The 17,559-nt window shown below is 56.4% G+C and carries 15 protein-coding genes; 10 read left to right on the top strand and 5 right to left on the bottom strand.

Features of this window, described 5'->3' with window-relative positions; all coding sequences use genetic code 11:
• Nucleotides 1–193: 193 nt before the first annotated feature.
• On the bottom strand, nucleotides 194–2,629 hold the full coding sequence (locus OK412_RS18420) for a bifunctional aspartate kinase/homoserine dehydrogenase II (RefSeq protein ID WP_010258152.1): 2,436 nt from the start codon (nucleotides 2,627–2,629) through the stop codon (nucleotides 194–196).
• Between the two features lie 2 nt (nucleotides 2,630–2,631).
• On the bottom strand, nucleotides 2,632–3,792 hold the full coding sequence (metB, locus tag OK412_RS18415) for a cystathionine gamma-synthase (RefSeq protein ID WP_182505218.1): 1,161 nt from the start codon (nucleotides 3,790–3,792) through the stop codon (nucleotides 2,632–2,634).
• A gap of 273 nt (nucleotides 3,793–4,065) precedes the next feature.
• Between metB and metJ the strand changes: the two genes are divergently transcribed.
• Nucleotides 4,066–4,383 (top strand): met regulon transcriptional regulator MetJ, encoded by a 318-nt coding sequence (gene metJ, locus OK412_RS18410; RefSeq protein ID WP_009088019.1) that lies wholly within the window; start codon nucleotides 4,066–4,068, stop codon nucleotides 4,381–4,383.
• A 79-nt stretch (nucleotides 4,384–4,462) separates the two neighbouring features.
• Here the strand turns inward: metJ and rpmE are convergent, their stop codons facing one another.
• The gene (rpmE, locus tag OK412_RS18405; protein ID WP_003851227.1) at nucleotides 4,463–4,678 is read right to left on the bottom strand and encodes a 50S ribosomal protein L31; all 216 of its coding nucleotides are present in this window, start codon (nucleotides 4,676–4,678) and stop codon (nucleotides 4,463–4,465) included.
• Between the two features lie 225 nt (nucleotides 4,679–4,903).
• Between rpmE and priA the strand changes: the two genes are divergently transcribed.
• The 6 genes from priA (at nucleotide 4,904) to rraA (ending at nucleotide 12,102) form a co-directional block, all read left to right on the top strand.
• On the top strand, nucleotides 4,904–7,099 hold the full coding sequence (gene priA / locus OK412_RS18400; RefSeq protein ID WP_250328053.1) for a primosomal protein N': 2,196 nt from the start codon (nucleotides 4,904–4,906) through the stop codon (nucleotides 7,097–7,099).
• A 164-nt stretch (nucleotides 7,100–7,263) separates the two neighbouring features.
• Nucleotides 7,264–8,301, top strand: a complete 1,038-nt coding sequence (gene cytR, locus OK412_RS18395) for a DNA-binding transcriptional regulator CytR (RefSeq protein WP_010672069.1) — start codon at nucleotides 7,264–7,266, stop codon at nucleotides 8,299–8,301.
• Between the two features lie 152 nt (nucleotides 8,302–8,453).
• Nucleotides 8,454–9,491, top strand: coding sequence for a cell division protein FtsN (ftsN, locus tag OK412_RS18390; protein ID WP_264353420.1), 1,038 nt, complete (start codon nucleotides 8,454–8,456; stop codon nucleotides 9,489–9,491).
• 88 nt (nucleotides 9,492–9,579) lie between these two features.
• Nucleotides 9,580–10,110 carry an ATP-dependent protease subunit HslV gene (gene hslV / locus OK412_RS18385; protein WP_010258174.1) on the top strand — a complete coding sequence of 177 codons (531 nt, stop codon included), beginning with the start codon at nucleotides 9,580–9,582 and terminating at the stop codon, nucleotides 10,108–10,110.
• A 10-nt stretch (nucleotides 10,111–10,120) separates the two neighbouring features.
• On the top strand, nucleotides 10,121–11,458 hold the full coding sequence (gene hslU / locus OK412_RS18380; RefSeq protein ID WP_031591847.1) for an HslU--HslV peptidase ATPase subunit: 1,338 nt from the start codon (nucleotides 10,121–10,123) through the stop codon (nucleotides 11,456–11,458).
• Between the two features lie 158 nt (nucleotides 11,459–11,616).
• Complete coding sequence (gene rraA, locus OK412_RS18375; RefSeq protein WP_009088032.1) at nucleotides 11,617–12,102, top strand: ribonuclease E activity regulator RraA; 486 nt, start codon at nucleotides 11,617–11,619, stop codon at nucleotides 12,100–12,102.
• Nucleotides 12,103–12,155: 53 nt separating this feature from the next.
• Here rraA and zapB read toward each other — a convergent pair whose 3' ends face one another.
• The gene (zapB, locus tag OK412_RS18370; RefSeq protein ID WP_003851242.1) at nucleotides 12,156–12,395 is read right to left on the bottom strand and encodes a cell division protein ZapB; all 240 of its coding nucleotides are present in this window, start codon (nucleotides 12,393–12,395) and stop codon (nucleotides 12,156–12,158) included.
• A gap of 405 nt (nucleotides 12,396–12,800) precedes the next feature.
• On the opposite strand from zapB, the gene OK412_RS18365 reads away from it, so the two are divergent.
• The 3 genes from OK412_RS18365 to glpX all read left to right on the top strand — a co-directional run bounded on the left by OK412_RS18365 (nucleotide 12,801) and on the right by glpX (nucleotide 16,304).
• Nucleotides 12,801–13,655, top strand: coding sequence for an MIP/aquaporin family protein (locus OK412_RS18365; protein ID WP_010258182.1), 855 nt, complete (start codon nucleotides 12,801–12,803; stop codon nucleotides 13,653–13,655).
• 30 nt (nucleotides 13,656–13,685) lie between these two features.
• A complete protein-coding gene (gene glpK, locus OK412_RS18360) occupies nucleotides 13,686–15,197 on the top strand; it encodes a glycerol kinase GlpK (RefSeq protein WP_010258184.1) in 1,512 nt (503 codons plus the stop codon).
• Between the two features lie 96 nt (nucleotides 15,198–15,293).
• Nucleotides 15,294–16,304, top strand: coding sequence for a class II fructose-bisphosphatase (gene glpX, locus OK412_RS18355; RefSeq protein WP_264353419.1), 1,011 nt, complete (start codon nucleotides 15,294–15,296; stop codon nucleotides 16,302–16,304).
• Here the strand turns inward: glpX and emrD are convergent.
• A complete protein-coding gene (gene emrD / locus OK412_RS18350) occupies nucleotides 16,294–17,487 on the bottom strand; it encodes a multidrug efflux MFS transporter EmrD (RefSeq protein ID WP_022624918.1) in 1,194 nt (397 codons plus the stop codon). The genes glpX and emrD overlap by 11 nt on opposite strands.
• Nucleotides 17,488–17,559 lie beyond the last annotated feature (72 nt).

The following is a 17,559-nucleotide window of genomic DNA, read 5'->3' as shown; positions in this document are numbered from 1 at the left end:
TCATCGATTAACAATCGGCCTGTGAACATCTACACGTTTAGACGTCCAGATGTTCAAAATGACGTAATCTGACTGTGCCGTCAACTTAAAAATGGTCGACAGTCGTGATCAATTTTCAATCAACATGAAGGAGATTCAACAGGGGAGCGATAACGCATTGAAAACAGGCGCCGAAGCGCCTGAGGAGGAGGAGTTACAGCAGTTGTGCGAGGCGATTAATATCTGACTGGATAGCGCCTGCGGTGACATCCCGGCCTGCGCCCGGTCCGCGGATCACCAGCGGATTATCGCGGTACCAGCGGCTCTCAATCGCAAAGACGTTGTCGCACGGCAGCAGTGAGGCCAGCGGATGTTCCGGACGCACCGCTTCAACACCCACGCGCGCCTTGCCGTTAGCATCAAACCGGGCAACGTAACGCAGCACCAGGTCCATCTCCTGCGCCGCTTCGAGCCGCTGCAGCATCTGCTCATTCAGCTCTTCGCCATTTTCAAAGAAGTGGTCGACAGATCCCTGCTGACAGTTACTGGGCACCAGCGATTCCACCCGCACCTGATCCGGCTCGATGTTGTAGCCTGCCTCACGCGCCAGGATAACCAGCTTGCGCATCACATCCTGACCCGAGAGATCGGCGCGCGGGTCGGGCTCGGTTAAACCCTGCTGCCAGGCCTGATCCACCAGCTCGGTAAAGGGCACCGTGCCATCAAACTGCAGGAACAGCCACGACAACGTGCCGGAGAAGATCCCGCTGATCGCCAGGATGGTATCGCCGCTGTCGCGCAGATCGCGCACCGTATAGTTGATCGGCAGACCTGCGCCAACGGTGGCGTTATAGAGCCAGTGACGTCCGGTTTTGGTAAAGGCATCGCGGATCTGGCGCCAGGTCTGACTGTCAGACGCTCCCGCGACCTTATTGGCGCTGATAACGTGAAAACCGTGACTGGCGAAGTCGAGATACTGCTGCGCCAGCGGTGTGCTGGCAGTGACATCCAGCACCACCAGGTCATCAAACGGGTGAGCACGCATCCACAGGAACAGCGACTCTTCATCGCGCTCTACCGCTTCATCATCAAAGAAGGCGAGTGCCCGGCTGGCTTCCAGCCCTTCATAGCTCAGCAGGCTGCGACGGCTGTCCGCGACGCCCGCCAGCACAAATTCAAAGCCGGTCCGCGCTGACAGCGTTTCCTGATCGCGGGCAAACAGCTCCAGCCAGCGTGAACCGATATTGCCTTTGCCAAACAGCATCAGACCGATGCGCTTTTCTGCCCGGAACAGCGACTGATGCAATCCCTGAATCAGATGCTGAGTCGGGCCGACGCGCAGCACTGCGACCACGCTGATGTGCTCTTCTGACTGCCAGATGAACTCAATTGGCTGATCCTTTAACTGCTGCCAGAAGCGATGGGTATGCAGCGGATTGCGGGTAACGCCTGCGCCAACCAGCGCCACCAGCGCCAGGCCGTCGCGCAGCTGCAGATGGCCCGGTAAACCGGCATCCTGTAGCAGCGTAAAGGCGCTGTTTACCACTTCGGCGGTGTAACAGAGCTGCAGCAATTGACGATCGGGATGAACGCCAAACGCCAGCGGACGCAGCTGCGCGCGCTTCAGCAACAGGTCGATCTCTTTGTGCAGGATGGCGAAGTCATGCTGCTCTGGCAGCTGAATCTCAATCAGGCAAACATCATCATGGCTGGTGACGATACGCGCGCCCGTCCCGGAGGCCAGCACGCGCTCAATGCGGGTTGAGCCCTGCTCCGGCTGATAACTGCAGCGCAGTTGCAGGTCGATATCGCTGCCTGAAACCGGCTGCAGAGTACGGGTATGGAGAACCGGTGCCGCCAGGCGCGCCAGCTCGCTGGCTTCATCCAGCCTTAACAGCGGCAGCAGACAGGCATCAGAGACTTTGCGGGGATCGGCACTGTAGACACCCGCCACATCGCTCCAGATGGTCACCCGCCCGACACCCGCCAGTGCGCCAATCTGCGTGGCAGAATAGTCGGAACCGTTACGGCCAAGCAGGACGGTTTCACCGGCGTCGTTGCGGCTGATAAATCCGGTCACCACGATGCGCTTGTGCGGATGCTGCGCCAGTAGAGTCTGTAGCAGTGGCCAGGACTTCCCTTCATCTACCTGCGGTTGTGCGGCACGTTCAGCGCGCAGAAACTCACGCGCATCCAGCCAGCAGGCCTGAAGGTCACGCTGGCTCAGTACCGCTGACATCAGGCGTGCCGACCAGACTTCACCGTGACCGACCACTTCGGCATAGACCGCATCGGTGATCGGCGCATCCAGCAGTGCGGCGAGCTTTTCCAGATCACGGATAAACGCGGTGATTAAAGGTTCTGCGACCTCAGCAGGCAGCAGCGCACTGATCAGTTCGCTCTGGTAGCGCCGTAAGGCCTGTTGCACCTGATGCGCAGAGAGCCGATCGCTCTGGCTCAGCTTCAGCCAGCTAATCAGCTGGTTGGTGGTTGAGCCTGCCGCAGAGACCACCATCAGGTCGCCCGGCTGGCTGTAGTCCGCCATAATACCGGCAACGCGCTGATAGCAGCGCGCATCGGCCAGGCTGCTGCCGCCAAACTTATGCAACTGCCTGATGTTCGGCGTTCCCGCGCCTGCTGAAATCGTCATGCTTAACCCTCGGCTGCGACCCGGAATGCATTATCCAGATCGGCAATTAAATCTTCGTGATCTTCAATACCGACAGAAACCCGCAGCAGCGTATCGGAAATGCCCGCTGCCGCGCGTGCTTCTGCCGACATCCCCGCGTGCGTCATGGTGGCGGTATGGGAGATCAGACTCTCTACTCCGCCCAGCGATTCCGCCAGCGTAAATAGCTGCAGTGCTTTCAGGAAGCGACGCAGTAGCGCCTCATCACCGTCGACCTCGAAACTCAGCATCGCGCCAAAGCCGCGCTGCTGACGTACAGCATGTTCGTGTCCGGCGTTTTCCGGCAGCGAAGGATGATACAACTTTTTCACCAGTTTCTGCTGCTTCAGATACTCTACAATCGCGAGTGCGTTGCGTTGTGCGGCTGCAATCCGCGGTGAAAGCGTACGAATCCCGCGCAGCAGCAGATAACTGTCAAACGCTGCTCCTGTCACACCAATGTTATTTGCCCACCAGGCCAGGTCGGTAGCGAGTTGCGGATCTTTGGCGATGACCGCGCCCGCCACGACATCGGAGTGGCCATTGAGGTATTTGGTACAGGAGTGGATCACCAGGTCCGCACCCAGCGCCAGAGGATTCTGCAGCGCCGGACTCATAAAGGTGTTGTCCACCACGCTGATGGCACCCGCAGCACGCGTAGCGGCGCAAATCGCGCTGATATCTACCACGCGCAGCAGCGGATTGCTGGGGCTTTCAATCAGCACCAGTTTTGGGTTTTCATCCAGAGCGGCCTGCAGCGCTACCGGATCACCCTGGTCGACAAATTTCACCCGATAGGCGCCGCGCTTACTCAGGCTGTCAAACAGCCGATAGCTGCCGCCATAACAGTCATGTGGCGCGACCAGCAGATCGCCAGGCTTCAGAAACACCGTCGTGACCAGGTGAATCGCCGACATCCCGGTATTGGTTAATACCGCGCCCGCTCCCCCTTCCAGTTCTGCCAGCGTACGCTGTACGACATCACGAGTGGGGTTGCCACGACGGGAGTAGTCATGCGCACGAGGCTCATTGAAATCCAGGAAGTTATAGGTGGTAGAGAGGTGGATTGGCGGGACAACGCAGCCATATTGCTCGTCATCATTCAAACCGCTGCGCACTGCGATGGTTGCCGGTTTACGCGTCATGAGCGAATTGTTCCTGAAGAGTGAATAAAATGTAGGCCACAGGATATCACCCTCTAATTAGACGTCAATACATCTGGACATCTAAATGTCTTTGCGTATAGATTGAGCAAAACCGCAATAACCGCTAAAATTATGCGTCATCGCCTGGCGTTCCCCTCTGTGAGACAGAGGCAGTGAGCGAAGAAAACCCGCCATATCAGGGGTCAGGCAGGAAAAAATCAGGCATAATCCGCTGATTTCCTAACATTTAACGTTTATTAATTAAGGTAACCCATGGCTGAATGGAACGGCGAATATATCAGCCCGTACGCTGAGCACGGTAAGAAGAGCGAGCAGGTCAAGAAGATCACAGTATCTATCCCATTGAGCGTGCTGAAGATTTTAACGGATGAGCGTACCCGTCGTCAGGTGAACAACCTGCGTCACGCCACCAACAGCGAGCTGCTTTGCGAAGCCTTTTTACATGCCTTTACGGGCCAACCGCTGCCGGATGACGTCGACCTGCGCAAAGAGCGTAGTGATGAGATTCCGGAAGAAGCAAAAGCAATCATGCGCCAGATGGGTGTCGATCCGGATACCTGGGAGTATTGATCTTTCAGCCATAAAAAAACCCAGCCGAAGCTGGGTTTTTTCTTGCCGCCGAACCCGCAGGTTCAGGTGCCTTTTAATCTTATTTTTTAGCGCCTGGCACGCTGAAACGCTTGTTAAAGCGGTCAACACGGCCACCAGTTGCCACTTCACGCTGCTTACCGGTATAGAACGGGTGGCATTTGCCACAAACGTCCAGGTTCAGTTCGTGAGTCAGTGTTGAACGGGTGTGGATCTCGTTGCCGCAGGTACATTTGATAGTAACTGCTTCGTATTTCGGGTGAATACCTTGTTTCATGGGAAACCTCATTGAAGGCCGTGTCGCTCTCCGTGCCAGGCTTTAACCTGCACAGCACCACACGCGATTGAACATTATAGGGTGTACTCCGGCCAGATATTTCTCACCGAAGGCGGCATATTATACAGGTAAGTTTCGATTGCTGCAAATATCTGCTGAGATACCCGCCATCAGGGTCAGCGTGTACACTAGCTTCCCCGATCATTGAGCCGGAAAGAGAGAGTTATGCCCGTAGTCCAGGTCGCCCTGCCCGTCCCCTTGCCCCGCCTGTTTGATTATCTGCCGCCACAGGGCGCGCAGCCGGTCATTGGTGGTCGCGTGAGTGTGCCCTTTGGCAATCGCAGGATGATCGGGATTGTGGTCGCCTTTCGTGACAGCAGCGATCTGCCGGAAGCACAACTCAAGCGCGTGATCGAGGTACTGGATAGTGAATCCCTCTATCCGCCCTCGCTGTGGCGCATCCTTAACTGGGCCGCCAGCTATTATCATTCGCCGCAGGGAGAGGTACTGAGTCATGCTATTCCGGTACTGCTGCGTCAGGGCAAAGCGGCGCAGGACAATCCCTTATGGCGCTGGGAAATCACCGAGCAGGGTCGGGCGACTGCGCCGGAGAGTTTAAAGCGGGCACCGAAACAGCAGCAGGCGCTGGCTGCACTGCGGCAGCAACCGCTCTATCGTCATCAGGTCAGTGAACATGACCTCACGGATGCGACGCTGCAGGCGCTGCGCGCCAAAGGGTTATGCGAACTGCATGAGCATCAGCCGCAGATGCACGACTGGCGTACCACTTATGCCGTAAAAGGCGAACGTCTGCGGCTGAATACCGATCAGGCGATGGCCGTGGGTGCGATTCGGGCAGATGATGAACATTATGCAGCCTGGCTGCTGGCGGGCATCACGGGTTCAGGCAAAACCGAGGTTTATCTCAGCGTGCTGGAAAATGTGCTGGCACGCGGTAAACAGGCGCTGGTGCTGGTACCGGAGATTGGCCTGACCCCGCAAACTATCGCCCGTTTTCGCGAACGTTTTGATGCGCCCATTGATGTGCTGCACTCCGCATTAAATGACAGTGAGCGGCTGGCGGTCTGGTTACGTGCGCGGCGCGGCGAAACGGCGATTGTGATTGGCACCCGATCGGCGCTGTTTACGCCACTGGCCCGTCCTGGCGTAATTATTATCGATGAAGAGCATGACAGCTCCTATAAACAGCAGGAAGGCTGGCGCTATCAGGCGCGCGATCTGGCCGTCTTCCGCGCACATGAAGAGGATATCCCGATTGTTATGGGATCGGCGACCCCCGCTCTGGAGACACTGCACAATGTCCGCAGCGGCAAGTATCGCCAGCTCGACCTGACAAAACGCGCCGGCAATGCCAGACCGGCACTGCAACAGCTTATCGACTTAAAAGGTGTGCAGCTGATCGGCGGTCTGGCACCGGGCCTGATTGGTAAAATGCGCCAGCATCTGCAGGCCGATAATCAGGTGCTGCTGTTTCTTAACCGCCGCGGCTTTTCGCCCGCCCTGCTCTGTCATGATTGCGGCTGGATTGCTGAGTGTACCCGCTGTGACCGCTACTACACGCTGCATCAGCACCATCGCCAGCTACGCTGCCACCATTGCGACAGCCAGCGTCCGCTGCCTAATCAATGCCCGCAGTGTGGTTCAACCCATTTGCTACCGGTAGGCGTCGGGACTGAGCAACTGGAGCAGCAGCTCGGCACACTTTTCCCTGGCGTGCCGGTGTCGCGAATCGATCGTGATACCACCAGCCGCAAAGGTGCGCTGGAGCAGCATCTGGCTGACGTTCATCGCGGCGGCGCACGAATCCTTGTCGGCACCCAGATGCTGGCCAAAGGCCACCACTTCCCCGATGTTACGCTGGTGTCGCTGCTGGATGTCGATGGTGCGCTGTTCTCAGCCGATTTTCGTGCGGCGGAACGCTTCGCTCAGCTCTACACCCAGGTCGCCGGTCGTGCTGGCCGTGCCGGCAAACAGGGCGAGGTGTTGCTGCAGACTCACCATCCGGAACATCCGCTGCTGCAGACGCTGTTGCACCAGGGCTATTCAGCGTTCGCCCAGCAGGCCTTACTGGAGCGACAGGCAGTCCATCTGCCGCCCTGGAGCCGCCATGCGCTGTTCCGCGCTGAAGATATGGATAACCAGCAGGCGGCGGAATTCCTGCAACAACTCCGTAATTTGCTGGAGGCAAGCCCGCTGAACGATAAGGCGATGTGGTTTATGGGTCCGTTGCCTGCACTGCAGCCAAAACGCAGTGGACGCTGGCGCTGGCAACTGCTGCTGCAGCATCCTTCCCGGCAGCGTCTGCAACAGTTGCTGAGCAGTTCGTTGCCGCTGGTTTCAACACTGCCCGCGGCGCGCAAAGTGAAATGGACGCTGGATATCGACCCTACCGAGAGCTGATTTAAGCTGACACTGCGAGCCAGATCGAAAAATGTCGCATAAGTCACAATTTTTATGCAAATTAAGTAACAACCAGCCGGGCAATCGTTAACAATGTTGCCCGGTTTGCCTTCAGGTCAGGCAGAAACAGAATTGAACGCGCCATAACGCGTCAGGAGCATGTGTTGGAGCAGAATCAACAACCGCCCGCCGCCACGATGAAAGATGTTGCGGAGCATGCGGGCGTCTCAACCGCCACCGTATCGCGTGCGCTGATGAATCCGGAGAAGGTTTCTGCGGCCACCCGCCAGAAAGTCGAGCAGGCGGTTGCCGCCGTCGGCTACGCGGCACATGGCCCCACGCGCAACGCCCGTCGTAATGAGACGCGTACCATCCTGGTCATTGTCCCTGACATCTGCGATCCCTTCTTTAGTGAAATCATCCGAGGCGTTGAAGTTACGGCAGCCGAAGAGGGCTATCTGGTGCTGATTGGTGACTGCGCGCATCAGAATCAGCAGGAGAGAACTTTTCTTAACCTGATGGTGACGCGACAGATCGATGGCATGGTGCTGCTCGGCTCAAAGTTGCCTTTTGATGCCAGCATTGATGAGCAACGCAACTTGCCGCCTATGGTAATGGCGAATGAGTTTGCGCCGGAAATGTCACTGCCCACTGTCCACATTGATAACCTGACCGCCGCATTTGAAGCGGTAAATCATTTACTGCAGTTGGGTCACACACATATCGCCTGTATCGCCGGGCCGGAAGAGATGCCGCTCTGCCAGTATCGTTTGCAGGGGTATGTCCAGGCGATGCGTCGCAGCGGGCTGACGGTCGATCCCACCTATATTGTGCGCGGTGACTTCACATTTGAAGCGGGCGTTGCCGCCATGAATCAGCTGATGACCCTGCCGCAACCGCCGCGCGCGCTCTTCTGCCACAGCGATATTATGGCACTTGGGGCGATGAATCAGGCCCGGCGCTGCGGACTGCGGATACCGGAGGACCTCTCTGTGGTCGGCTTCGATGACATTGAGCTATCACGTTACTGCGAGCCGCCGCTGACCACGGTCACGCAGCCACGTTACCAGATAGGCCGGGAAGCGATGCTTCTGCTACTGGATGAGTTAAATGGCAAACGGGTCATCAGCGGATCGCGGCTGCTGGATGCCGGTTTAACCATTCGTGGCAGCACGGCGCGAGCAAAAAAGCGTGAAAAATAAGCGTATTTGTCTGATTTTTTCAGTAGATTCTTAAGGCGAACACTGCTGGTCAAAGTTCCGACCCTTAAGTAACATGGCGGACTCCTTGCCGGGCGCGTAAAAATCATCATTTCGCCCATCTGGCACTATTTTTGAAGGGTATAAGAACGAGAGTGGCACAAAAAGATTACGTAGGCCGCGGGCGTTCAACAGGGACGCGTCGCAAAAAAAGCCCCAGCCGTGGCAAGAAGAGCAAAGGCGGTTCGGGAACATCTAAATTGATGATTGTACTGGCGGTCGCAGTGTTGGTGACCTTTGCCGGTGGTTTATGGTTCCTGGCGCATCACAAAAAAGAGGACGTGCCGGTCATTACGGATCATAAAGCCAACGGCAATGGCCTGCCGCCGAAGCCAGAAGAGCGCTGGAAATATATTAAAGAGCTGGAGAACCGTCAGGTCACTGTGCCGACACCTATCGAACCCTCTTCGGGTGGCGAAGTGAAGTCGCAGACACAGCTGACCGACGAGCAGCGCCAGTTGCTGGAGCAGATGCAGGCGGATATGCGTCAGCAGCCGACGCAGCTCAACGAAGTGCCGTGGAACGAACAGACGCCGGCGCAACGTCAGCAGACACTGCAGCATCAGCAGCAGTTGCAACAACTGCAGCGTCAGCAGCAGCAGGTTCAGCAACAACAGCAGCAGCAACAGGTTCAGCAGCAACGTCAGCAGTTGCAGGCTCAGCAGCAACAGCAACGCCAGCAGCAGTTGCAGCAACAACAACAGCGCCAGCAACAGCAGCAATTACAACAACAGCAACGTCAGCAGCAGCAGCAATTACAACAACAGCAACGTCAGCAGCAGCAGCAGCAGCAGCAGCAGCAAAACGTACAGCGCCAGACGCAGCCAGCACCTGTTACGCGTGAACCGGAAGTGCAGCCAAAACCGCAGGAGACCGCGAAAGCGAAACCGGCGGAGAAAGCCTCTTCGCAGCGCTGGATGGTGCAGTGTGGTTCGTTTAAGGGCACTGACCAGGCTGAATCGGTGCGCGCAGGCTTAGCCTTTGAAGGATTTGAAAGCCGTATTACCACCGGTGGCGGCTGGAATCGTGTGGTTATCGGTCCTTATAAAGACCGCGCCTCCGCTGACAGCACCCTGAAGCGCCTGCGCAGTTCCGGACACTCCAGCTGTATTCCGCTCTCCGTCGGGGGTTGAAACCCGTCAAACCCGCCCCATATCTGTTGCATGATACTCCGCGCCCGGTGCGCGGAGTCCTTTTCCGACTGCAACAAGGGGTCTGCCCGTGACAACAATAGTAAGTGTACGACGCAACGGCCAGGTAGTGATTGGCGGTGATGGCCAGGCTACGCTCGGCAATACCGTGATGAAAGGCAACGTTAAAAAAGTGCGTCGTTTATACAACGATAAAGTGATTGCCGGATTTGCTGGCGGCACCGCAGACGCCTTCACCCTGTTTGAACTTTTCGAACGTAAACTGGAAATGCATCAGGGCCATCTGGTGAAAGCTGCTGTGGAACTGGCTAAAGACTGGCGTACTGACCGTATGCTGCGTCGCCTTGAAGCCTTACTGGCCGTCGCAGATGAATCAGCTTCACTGATCATCAGCGGTAACGGTGACGTCATCCAGCCTGAAAACGATCTGATCGCCATCGGCTCCGGTGGGCCTTTCGCCCAGGCAGCGGCACGTGCGCTGCTGGAGAATACCGAGATGGGCGCACGCGACATCGTCGAAAAGTCGCTGAATATCGCGGGTGATATCTGCATCTACACTAACCACAACGTTAATTTCGAAGAATTAACGTCTAAGTCGTAAGGGTATAAATATGTCTGAGATGACTCCTCGCGAAATCGTCAGCGAACTGAACCGCTTTATCATCGGCCAGGACAGCGCTAAGCGCGCCGTGGCTATTGCACTGCGTAACCGCTGGCGCCGCATGCAGCTCGACGAAGAGCTGCGCCATGAAGTGACCCCTAAAAATATCCTGATGATCGGTCCGACCGGTGTCGGTAAAACCGAAATCGCGCGTCGTCTGGCTAAGCTGGCCAATGCGCCGTTTATCAAAGTAGAGGCGACCAAATTTACCGAAGTCGGTTATGTCGGTAAGGAAGTGGACTCTATCATTCGTGACCTGACCGATTCGGCCATTAAGATGGTGCGCAGTCAGGCGATTGAAAAGAACAAATATCGTGCCGAAGAGATGGCGGAAGAGCGCATTCTTGATGTGCTGATTCCACCAGCAAAAAACAACTGGGGCCAGTCAGAGCAGAGCGCTGAACCCTCTGCAGCACGCCAGTCGTTCCGCAAAAAGCTGCGCGAAGGCCAGCTGGACGATAAAGAGATTGAGATCGACCTGGCCGCCAGCAGCCCTGGCGTCGAAATCATGGCCCCTCCGGGCATGGAAGAGATGACCAGCCAGCTGCAGTCGATGTTCCAGAACCTCGGCGGCCAGAAGCAGAAAGCCCGCAAGCTGAAGATCAAAGAAGCGATGAAGCTGCTGATCGAAGAAGAAGCGGCCAAACTGGTTAACCCGGAAGAGCTTAAGCAGGACGCCATTGATGCCGTTGAGCAGCACGGTATCGTGTTTATCGATGAGATCGACAAAATCTGTAAGCGCGGCGGCCAGAATGCCGGCGGCCCGGATGTCTCACGCGAAGGCGTTCAGCGCGACCTGCTGCCGCTGGTGGAAGGCTGCACCGTCTCCACCAAGCATGGTATGGTGAAAACAGACCACATTCTGTTTATCGCCTCAGGCGCGTTCCAGGTTGCCAGCCCATCCGATCTGATCCCGGAACTGCAGGGTCGTCTGCCCATCCGTGTTGAGCTGCAGGCGCTGACCGTGAACGATTTCCAGCGCATCCTGACCGAGCCAAATGCCTCGATTACCGTGCAGTACAAAGCGCTGATGAATACCGAGGGCGTGAACATTGAGTTCACCGAAGAGGGTATTCGCCGGATCGCTGAAGCCGCATGGCAGGTCAACGAAACCACCGAAAACATCGGTGCGCGCCGTCTGCATACTGTGCTGGAGCGTCTGATGGAAGATATTTCGTATGACGCCAGCGATCGTCATGGTGAATCCGTTACCATCGATGCTGACTATGTCGGTAAACATCTGGATGAACTGGTGGCTGACGAAGACCTTAGCCGCTTCATTCTCTGATCCACTGATTCAGCGCTTTTCAGAAGCCCAGCCCACCCGGCTGGGCTTTTTTATGCATGTTCTTGATCGAACGATGCTTTTTTCATACTGATGATTTTGCCAACAATCTGCATATAGCGATATACTTACCCTTCCTGTGGCAAACAGACGAAACCCTTATGAAATACGATACATCTGAACTCTGCGATATCTACCATGAAGAAGTGAATGTTGTTGAACCGCTTTTTTCAAATTTTGGTGGGCGCACTTCATTCGGTGGTCAGATTACCACAGTGAAATGCTTTGAAGACAACGGCTTACTTTACGATCTGCTGGAAGAGAATGGCCGGGGTCGGGTACTGGTGATTGATGGCGGCGGCTCAGTGCGCCGTGCACTGGTGGATGCGCAGCTGGCACGTCTGGCGGCAACCAACGAGTGGGAAGGTCTGGTGATTTACGGTTCGGTACGCCAGGTTGATGAGCTGGAAGAGCTGGAGATTGGCATTCAGGCGATTGCCGCGATTCCGGCAGGCGCTGCGGGTGAAGGGATTGGCGAAAGCGATGTGCGCGTTAATTTCGGCGGCGTCACCTTCTTCTCCGGCGACCATCTCTATGCAGACAACACCGGTATCATTCTGTCAGAGGATGCGCTGGACCTCGAATAGGCCAGACATGAAAACGGGTGCCTGAGCACCCGTTTTTCACATCAGCTGAGGCTTCAAACCTCTTCCATTTTTCCCAGCAATGCACGCAGACGTTCCTGCCACACGTGTTGCTCTTCTTTCAGGTGCTGATTTTCACGCATCAGCGCATCGTGGTTGCCCGCGACTTGTTGCGCATCGTTACGCAGTGAGTTGTTCTGCTCTTTCAGCTCTTCGATTTCCATCTGCAACAGGGTGATGGTATCAATCGCCTGCTGTACTTTCGCTTCCAGTTTCTCAAACACTTCAAATGACATCTTTCTGACCTCTCCTAAATTCCTGCAAGGCGTTGATGATGCCAGCTTAAGCCAGCAACGTTGTCCCGATTGTATGTAGCCTCACCCCGCAAGTCCAGCAACGCGGCCGCTGCGGGCGTAGTCTGTAACACTTTTCAGCCAATCCCTGAATTTACGCTGCGCTTACTGCGACGGCTTTCTGGTACGGGTGCGTTATCCCCGTCATCAGGCGCGAATATTGGCTAAGGAAAGCCAGAATACGCGAAAACGCGCATTTTTATGACGCAGTACACAAAAAACGATTTCGCTATTTCTCGTTTATGTTCGTTAACGATAAATTCACACCAGCCCTACATTAAAGCTGGGTGCCTCATGGAATGAGAACAAAAACTGATAAAATTTAACCTCGCTTCAGGAACCACTATTATGAGTCAGACAACTAACACGCTCAAAGGTCAGTGTATTGCCGAATTTCTGGGGACAGGCTTGATTATTTTCTTTGGCGCAGGCTGTGTGGCTGCACTGAAACTCGCCGGTGCCGCCTTCGGTCAGTGGGAGATCTGCATCATCTGGGGTCTTGGCGTTTCCATGGCCGCCTACCTCACCGCAGGCATTTCGGGCGCGCACCTGAACCCGGCAATTACCGTTGCACTCTGCCTGTTTGCTAATTTTGAAGGACGTAAAGTTCTGCCTTATATCGTATCGCAGATTGCCGGTGCCTTCTGTGCCGCGGCGCTGGTATACGGTCTCTACTACAGCCTGTTTTTTGATTATGAGCAGAGCCACCAGATGGTGCGCGGCACGGTTGAAAGTCTCGACCTGGCAGGCATCTTCTCAACCTACCCTAATCCACATATCGGTGTCGGCCAGGCCTTCCTGGTTGAGATGGTCATCACTGCAGTATTAATGGCGGTCATTATGGGTCTGACGGATGACGGCAACGGCATTCCACGTGGCCCACTGGCTCCACTGCTGATTGGCCTGCTTGTTGCGGTTATCGGTGGCTCCATGGGTCCTCTGACCGGCTTCGCCCTTAACCCGGCTCGTGATTTCGGACCGAAGATCTTCGCATGGCTGGCAGGCTGGGGTAACGTTGCCTTTACCGGTGGTCGTGACATCCCTTACTTCCTCGTGCCGATTTTTGGCCCGCTGGTCGGTGCCTGCCTGGGTGCAGTAGGTTATCGCACACTGATTGGTCGCTACCTGCCAGGTACCGCCCAGGAACCTGCAAGCGTTCCAGCAGACAAACCGGTTGCACGCGCTCAGCAGCGTAAAGCGTAAGTTTCACCTTTTATCATCAGGACAGAATTTATGACTACCACAGATAAAAAATATATTGTCGCGCTCGATCAGGGCACAACCAGCTCCCGCGCCGTCATTCTCGACCACGACTCTAATATCGTCGCGGTATCGCAGCGCGAATTCACCCAGATCTACCCGAAAGCGGGCTGGGTTGAACATGATCCAATGGATATCTGGGCTTCACAAAGCTCAACGCTGGTTGAAGTGCTGGCCCATGCCGACATCCGCTCTGATGAGATTGCGGCAATCGGTATCACCAACCAGCGCGAAACCGCTATCGTCTGGGAAAAAGAGACCGGTAAGCCGATCTACAACGCCATCGTCTGGCAGGATCCCCGCACCGCCGACTACTGTCACAAACTGAAGAAAGAGGGTCTGGAAGAGTATATCCAGCACACCACCGGTCTGGTGATTAACCCTTACTTCTCCGGAACCAAAGTGAAGTGGATCCTGGATCACGTTGAAGGCTCTCGTGAGCGTGCAAAACGCGGCGAGTTGCTGTTTGGTACCGTTGATACCTGGCTGGTCTGGAAAATGACCCAGGGCCGCGTGCATATCACCGACTATACCAACGCCTCCCGTACCATGATGTTTAACATCCATAAGCTGGAGTGGGATCAGCGTATGCTGGATATCCTGGATATCCCGCGTGAAATGCTGCCAGAAGTGAAGTCCTCTTCTGAAGTCTATGGTCAGACCAACATCGGCGGTAAAGGCGGTACACGTATTCCAATCGCCGGTATTGCCGGTGACCAGCAGGCTGCGCTGTATGGCCAGCTCTGTGTTCAGCCTGGCATGGCGAAAAACACCTACGGCACCGGCTGCTTTATGCTGATGAACACCGGTACTGAAGCGGTAACTTCAACGCACGGCCTGCTGACCACTATCGCCTGTGGCCCGCGCGGTGAAGTGAACTATGCACTGGAAGGGGCTGTGTTTATCGGTGGCGCCTCTATTCAGTGGCTGCGCGATGAGATGAAGCTGATCAGTGAAGCTGCTGACTCTGAATACTTTGCGATGAAAGTGAAAGACACCAACGGCGTTTACATGGTGCCTGCTTTCACCGGTCTGGGCGCCCCTTACTGGGACCCGTATGCCCGTGGTGCTATCTTCGGCCTGACCCGTGGTGCTAATGCTAACCACATCATCCGTGCGACGCTGGAGTCTATCGCTTATCAGACGCGCGACGTGCTGGAAGCGATGCAGAACGATGCCAACACCCGCCTGCAGGCGCTGCGTGTCGATGGTGGTGCGGTTTCCAACAACTTCCTGATGCAGTTCCAGTCGGACATCCTCGGCACCCGTGTTGAGCGTCCGGAAGTGCGTGAAGTCACCGCGCTGGGTTCTGCTTATCTGGCAGGTCTGGCTGTTGGCTTCTGGCAGGATCTGGATGAAGTCCGCTCTAAAGCGGTTATTGAGCGTGAATTCCGTCCAAGCCTGGAAACCACCGAGCGTAACTTCCGTTATGCTGGCTGGAAAAAAGCCGTAGCCCGCGCCCAGGCGTGGGAAGAACAAGAGTAATATCAATGCCCGCGACCGTTGCTGTCGCGGGCCTTTTCCCCGCCCCACTGCCCCGCTGTGTTACACTGCCTGCCTGTTTTTTGTCAGGTAGATGCCATGAAACGAGAACTTGCCATTGAATTTTCCCGCGTAACCGAAGCTGCCGCCCTGGCAGGCTATCACTGGTTAGGACGCGGCGACAAAAATGCGGCTGACGGCGCGGCTGTCCATGCCATGCGTCATGTCCTGAACTCCATTGAAATCGACGGTCAGATTGTGATCGGTGAAGGCGAAATCGACGAAGCTCCGATGCTCTATATCGGTGAAAAAGTCGGTACCGGCCGCGGCGATGCGGTCGACATTGCGGTCGATCCGATTGAAGGCACCCGCATGACGGCGCTTGGCCAGGCTAATGCGCTGGCGGTGATGGCCGTGGGCGATAAGGGCAGCTTTCTGCACGCACCCGACATGTACATGGAAAAACTGATTGTTGGCCCCGCTGCGCGTGGAGAGATCGATCTTGACCTGCCGCTGGAAACCAACCTGCGTAACATCGCCATCGCGATGAATAAGCCGCTATCACAGCTAACCGTATCGATTCTGGCAAAGCCACGTCATGACGCAGTGATCGGCCAGTTGCAGCAGCTGGGCGTGCGGGTGTTTACCTTCCCGGATGGCGATGTCGCCGCCTCCATTCTGACCTGCATGCCGGACAGCGAAGTGGATGTGATGTATGGCATCGGCGGCGCGCCGGAAGGCGTGGTCTCTGCAGCGGTGATCCGCGCGCTGGATGGGGATATGCAGGGCCGTTTACTGGCGCGTCACCACGTGAAAGGCGACAGCGCTGAAAACCGTCTGCTGGGTGAGCAGGAGCTGCAGCGCTGCGCGGAGATGGGGATTGAAGCGGGCAAAAGGCTGACGCTGAATGAGATGGCACGCAATGACAACGTGGTGTTTGCCGCCACCGGCATTACCAGTGGCGAACTACTGAAAGGCATTACGCGTCAGGGCAATATCGCCACCAGCGAGACCCTGCTGATTCGCGGTAAATCACGCACCATCCGCCGTATTCAGTCGATTCACTATCTCGACCGTAAAGATCCGGCGCTCCATCCCTTTATCCTGTAACCGGCTGGTTGCCGCGCTCCGGCTGACGTGAGAGCGGCAACCAGCAGAGCAGCATCACCAGCGCAGTGAAGAACATCAGCATGCCAAGGCTGAACTGATCGCGCTGCGGCATCATGGCTGACAACCACGCCACCAGGCCCGATCCCAGGTTCTGCATCCCGCCAATCAGCGCGCCCGCGCTACCCGCCAGCCAGGCATAAGGCTCCATCGCGCCTGAAGTCGCCAGCGGGAACAGCATGCCAGCCCCAAAGAAGAACAGCGCAGCCGGAACCAGCAGCGTCCAGATATTCATCACGCCGAACCACGCCGGGATCCACATCAGGATGCCCGCCAGCAGGCAGCTATTTACGCCCCACCACATCAGACTGTGCCATGAACCCTGCTCGCGACCGGCAAACCAGGCACCAAAAAATGCTGCCGGAATCGGCAGGATGAACAGGATGCTGACGGTCAGGCTATGCAGGCCGAGCACGCCGCCCAGCAGAACGCCACAGCTCGACTCAAATACCGCAATCCCGGCCAGCGCGCCAATCAGCAGCACAATGTAGCGAACGAAATTCGCGTCACTGAGCAGGCGGGCGTAGCGTTTAAAGAAAGGGGTCACTTCCGCACTCTGCGGTCGGGTCTCCGGCAGCCAGCGTGCCATTGAAACGGTTACCGCCAGACAGAGCAGCAGCAGAAAGGCAAAGCAGGCGTGCCAGCCAAAGAGCTGCGTCAGCAGTGCACCAATCACCGGCGCCAGCAGCGGGCTGACCAGAATGCCCATATTAAGCAGGCTGTTAGCGCGGCGCAGTGCGTGCCCCTCGTAGAGATCGCGCGGCATGGTGCGGGCCATCACGCCAGCTACGCCGGTGCCCAGTCCCTGAACAGCGCTGCCGAACACCAGCATATCGAGCGACGTCGCCATCAGTGCCGTGATTGCGCCGATCATAAAGATCATCATGCCCGCCAGAATCACCGGACGACGACCGATGCTGTCTGACAGCGGGCCATAGATCAGCTGGGATCCGCCATAGGTCATCAGATAGGCCGCCATCACACGCTGCAGCGCGCCATCCCGCACATTCAGAGCATCCGCCATCACCGACATCGCCGGGACGTAGATAGTCTGTGCCATCTGCCCTACTGCCACCAGCACAATGAGCATCACCAGCAGCGGGCGATTTTCGAGTTTAGTCATCATGATTATGCAAAATTTCTTTCTGTGAAAGGAGGTTAAAACAGCGGTTCACCCGCCAGTCATCTTGTTATGGCG

Source organism: Pantoea sp. JV6, from assembly GCF_025910055.1.
GTDB lineage: Bacteria > Pseudomonadota > Gammaproteobacteria > Enterobacterales > Enterobacteriaceae > Pantoea > Pantoea agglomerans.
The sequence above is the reverse complement of the archived record's forward strand: the minus strand, read 5'-3'. Positions and strand labels throughout refer to the sequence as shown.

What these genes read in the sequence shown, in the direction of transcription:
- OK412_RS18420 (WP_010258152.1), bottom strand. Translation starts at nt 2,629, where the DNA reads ATGACGATTTCAGCAGGCGCGGGAACGCCGAACATCAGGCAGTTGCAT.
- metB (WP_182505218.1), bottom strand. Translation starts at nt 3,792, where the DNA reads ATGACGCGTAAACCGGCAACCATCGCAGTGCGCAGCGGTTTGAATGAT.
- metJ (WP_009088019.1), top strand. Translation starts at nt 4,066, where the DNA reads ATGGCTGAATGGAACGGCGAATATATCAGCCCGTACGCTGAGCACGGT.
- rpmE (WP_003851227.1), bottom strand. Translation starts at nt 4,678, where the DNA reads ATGAAACAAGGTATTCACCCGAAATACGAAGCAGTTACTATCAAATGT.
- priA (WP_250328053.1), top strand. Translation starts at nt 4,904, where the DNA reads ATGCCCGTAGTCCAGGTCGCCCTGCCCGTCCCCTTGCCCCGCCTGTTT.
- hslU (WP_031591847.1), top strand. Translation starts at nt 10,121, where the DNA reads ATGTCTGAGATGACTCCTCGCGAAATCGTCAGCGAACTGAACCGCTTT.
- rraA (WP_009088032.1), top strand. Translation starts at nt 11,617, where the DNA reads ATGAAATACGATACATCTGAACTCTGCGATATCTACCATGAAGAAGTG.
- zapB (WP_003851242.1), bottom strand. Translation starts at nt 12,395, where the DNA reads ATGTCATTTGAAGTGTTTGAGAAACTGGAAGCGAAAGTACAGCAGGCG.
- OK412_RS18365 (WP_010258182.1), top strand. Translation starts at nt 12,801, where the DNA reads ATGAGTCAGACAACTAACACGCTCAAAGGTCAGTGTATTGCCGAATTT.
- glpK (WP_010258184.1), top strand. Translation starts at nt 13,686, where the DNA reads ATGACTACCACAGATAAAAAATATATTGTCGCGCTCGATCAGGGCACA.
- glpX (WP_264353419.1), top strand. Translation starts at nt 15,294, where the DNA reads ATGAAACGAGAACTTGCCATTGAATTTTCCCGCGTAACCGAAGCTGCC.
- emrD (WP_022624918.1), bottom strand. Translation starts at nt 17,487, where the DNA reads ATGATGACTAAACTCGAAAATCGCCCGCTGCTGGTGATGCTCATTGTG.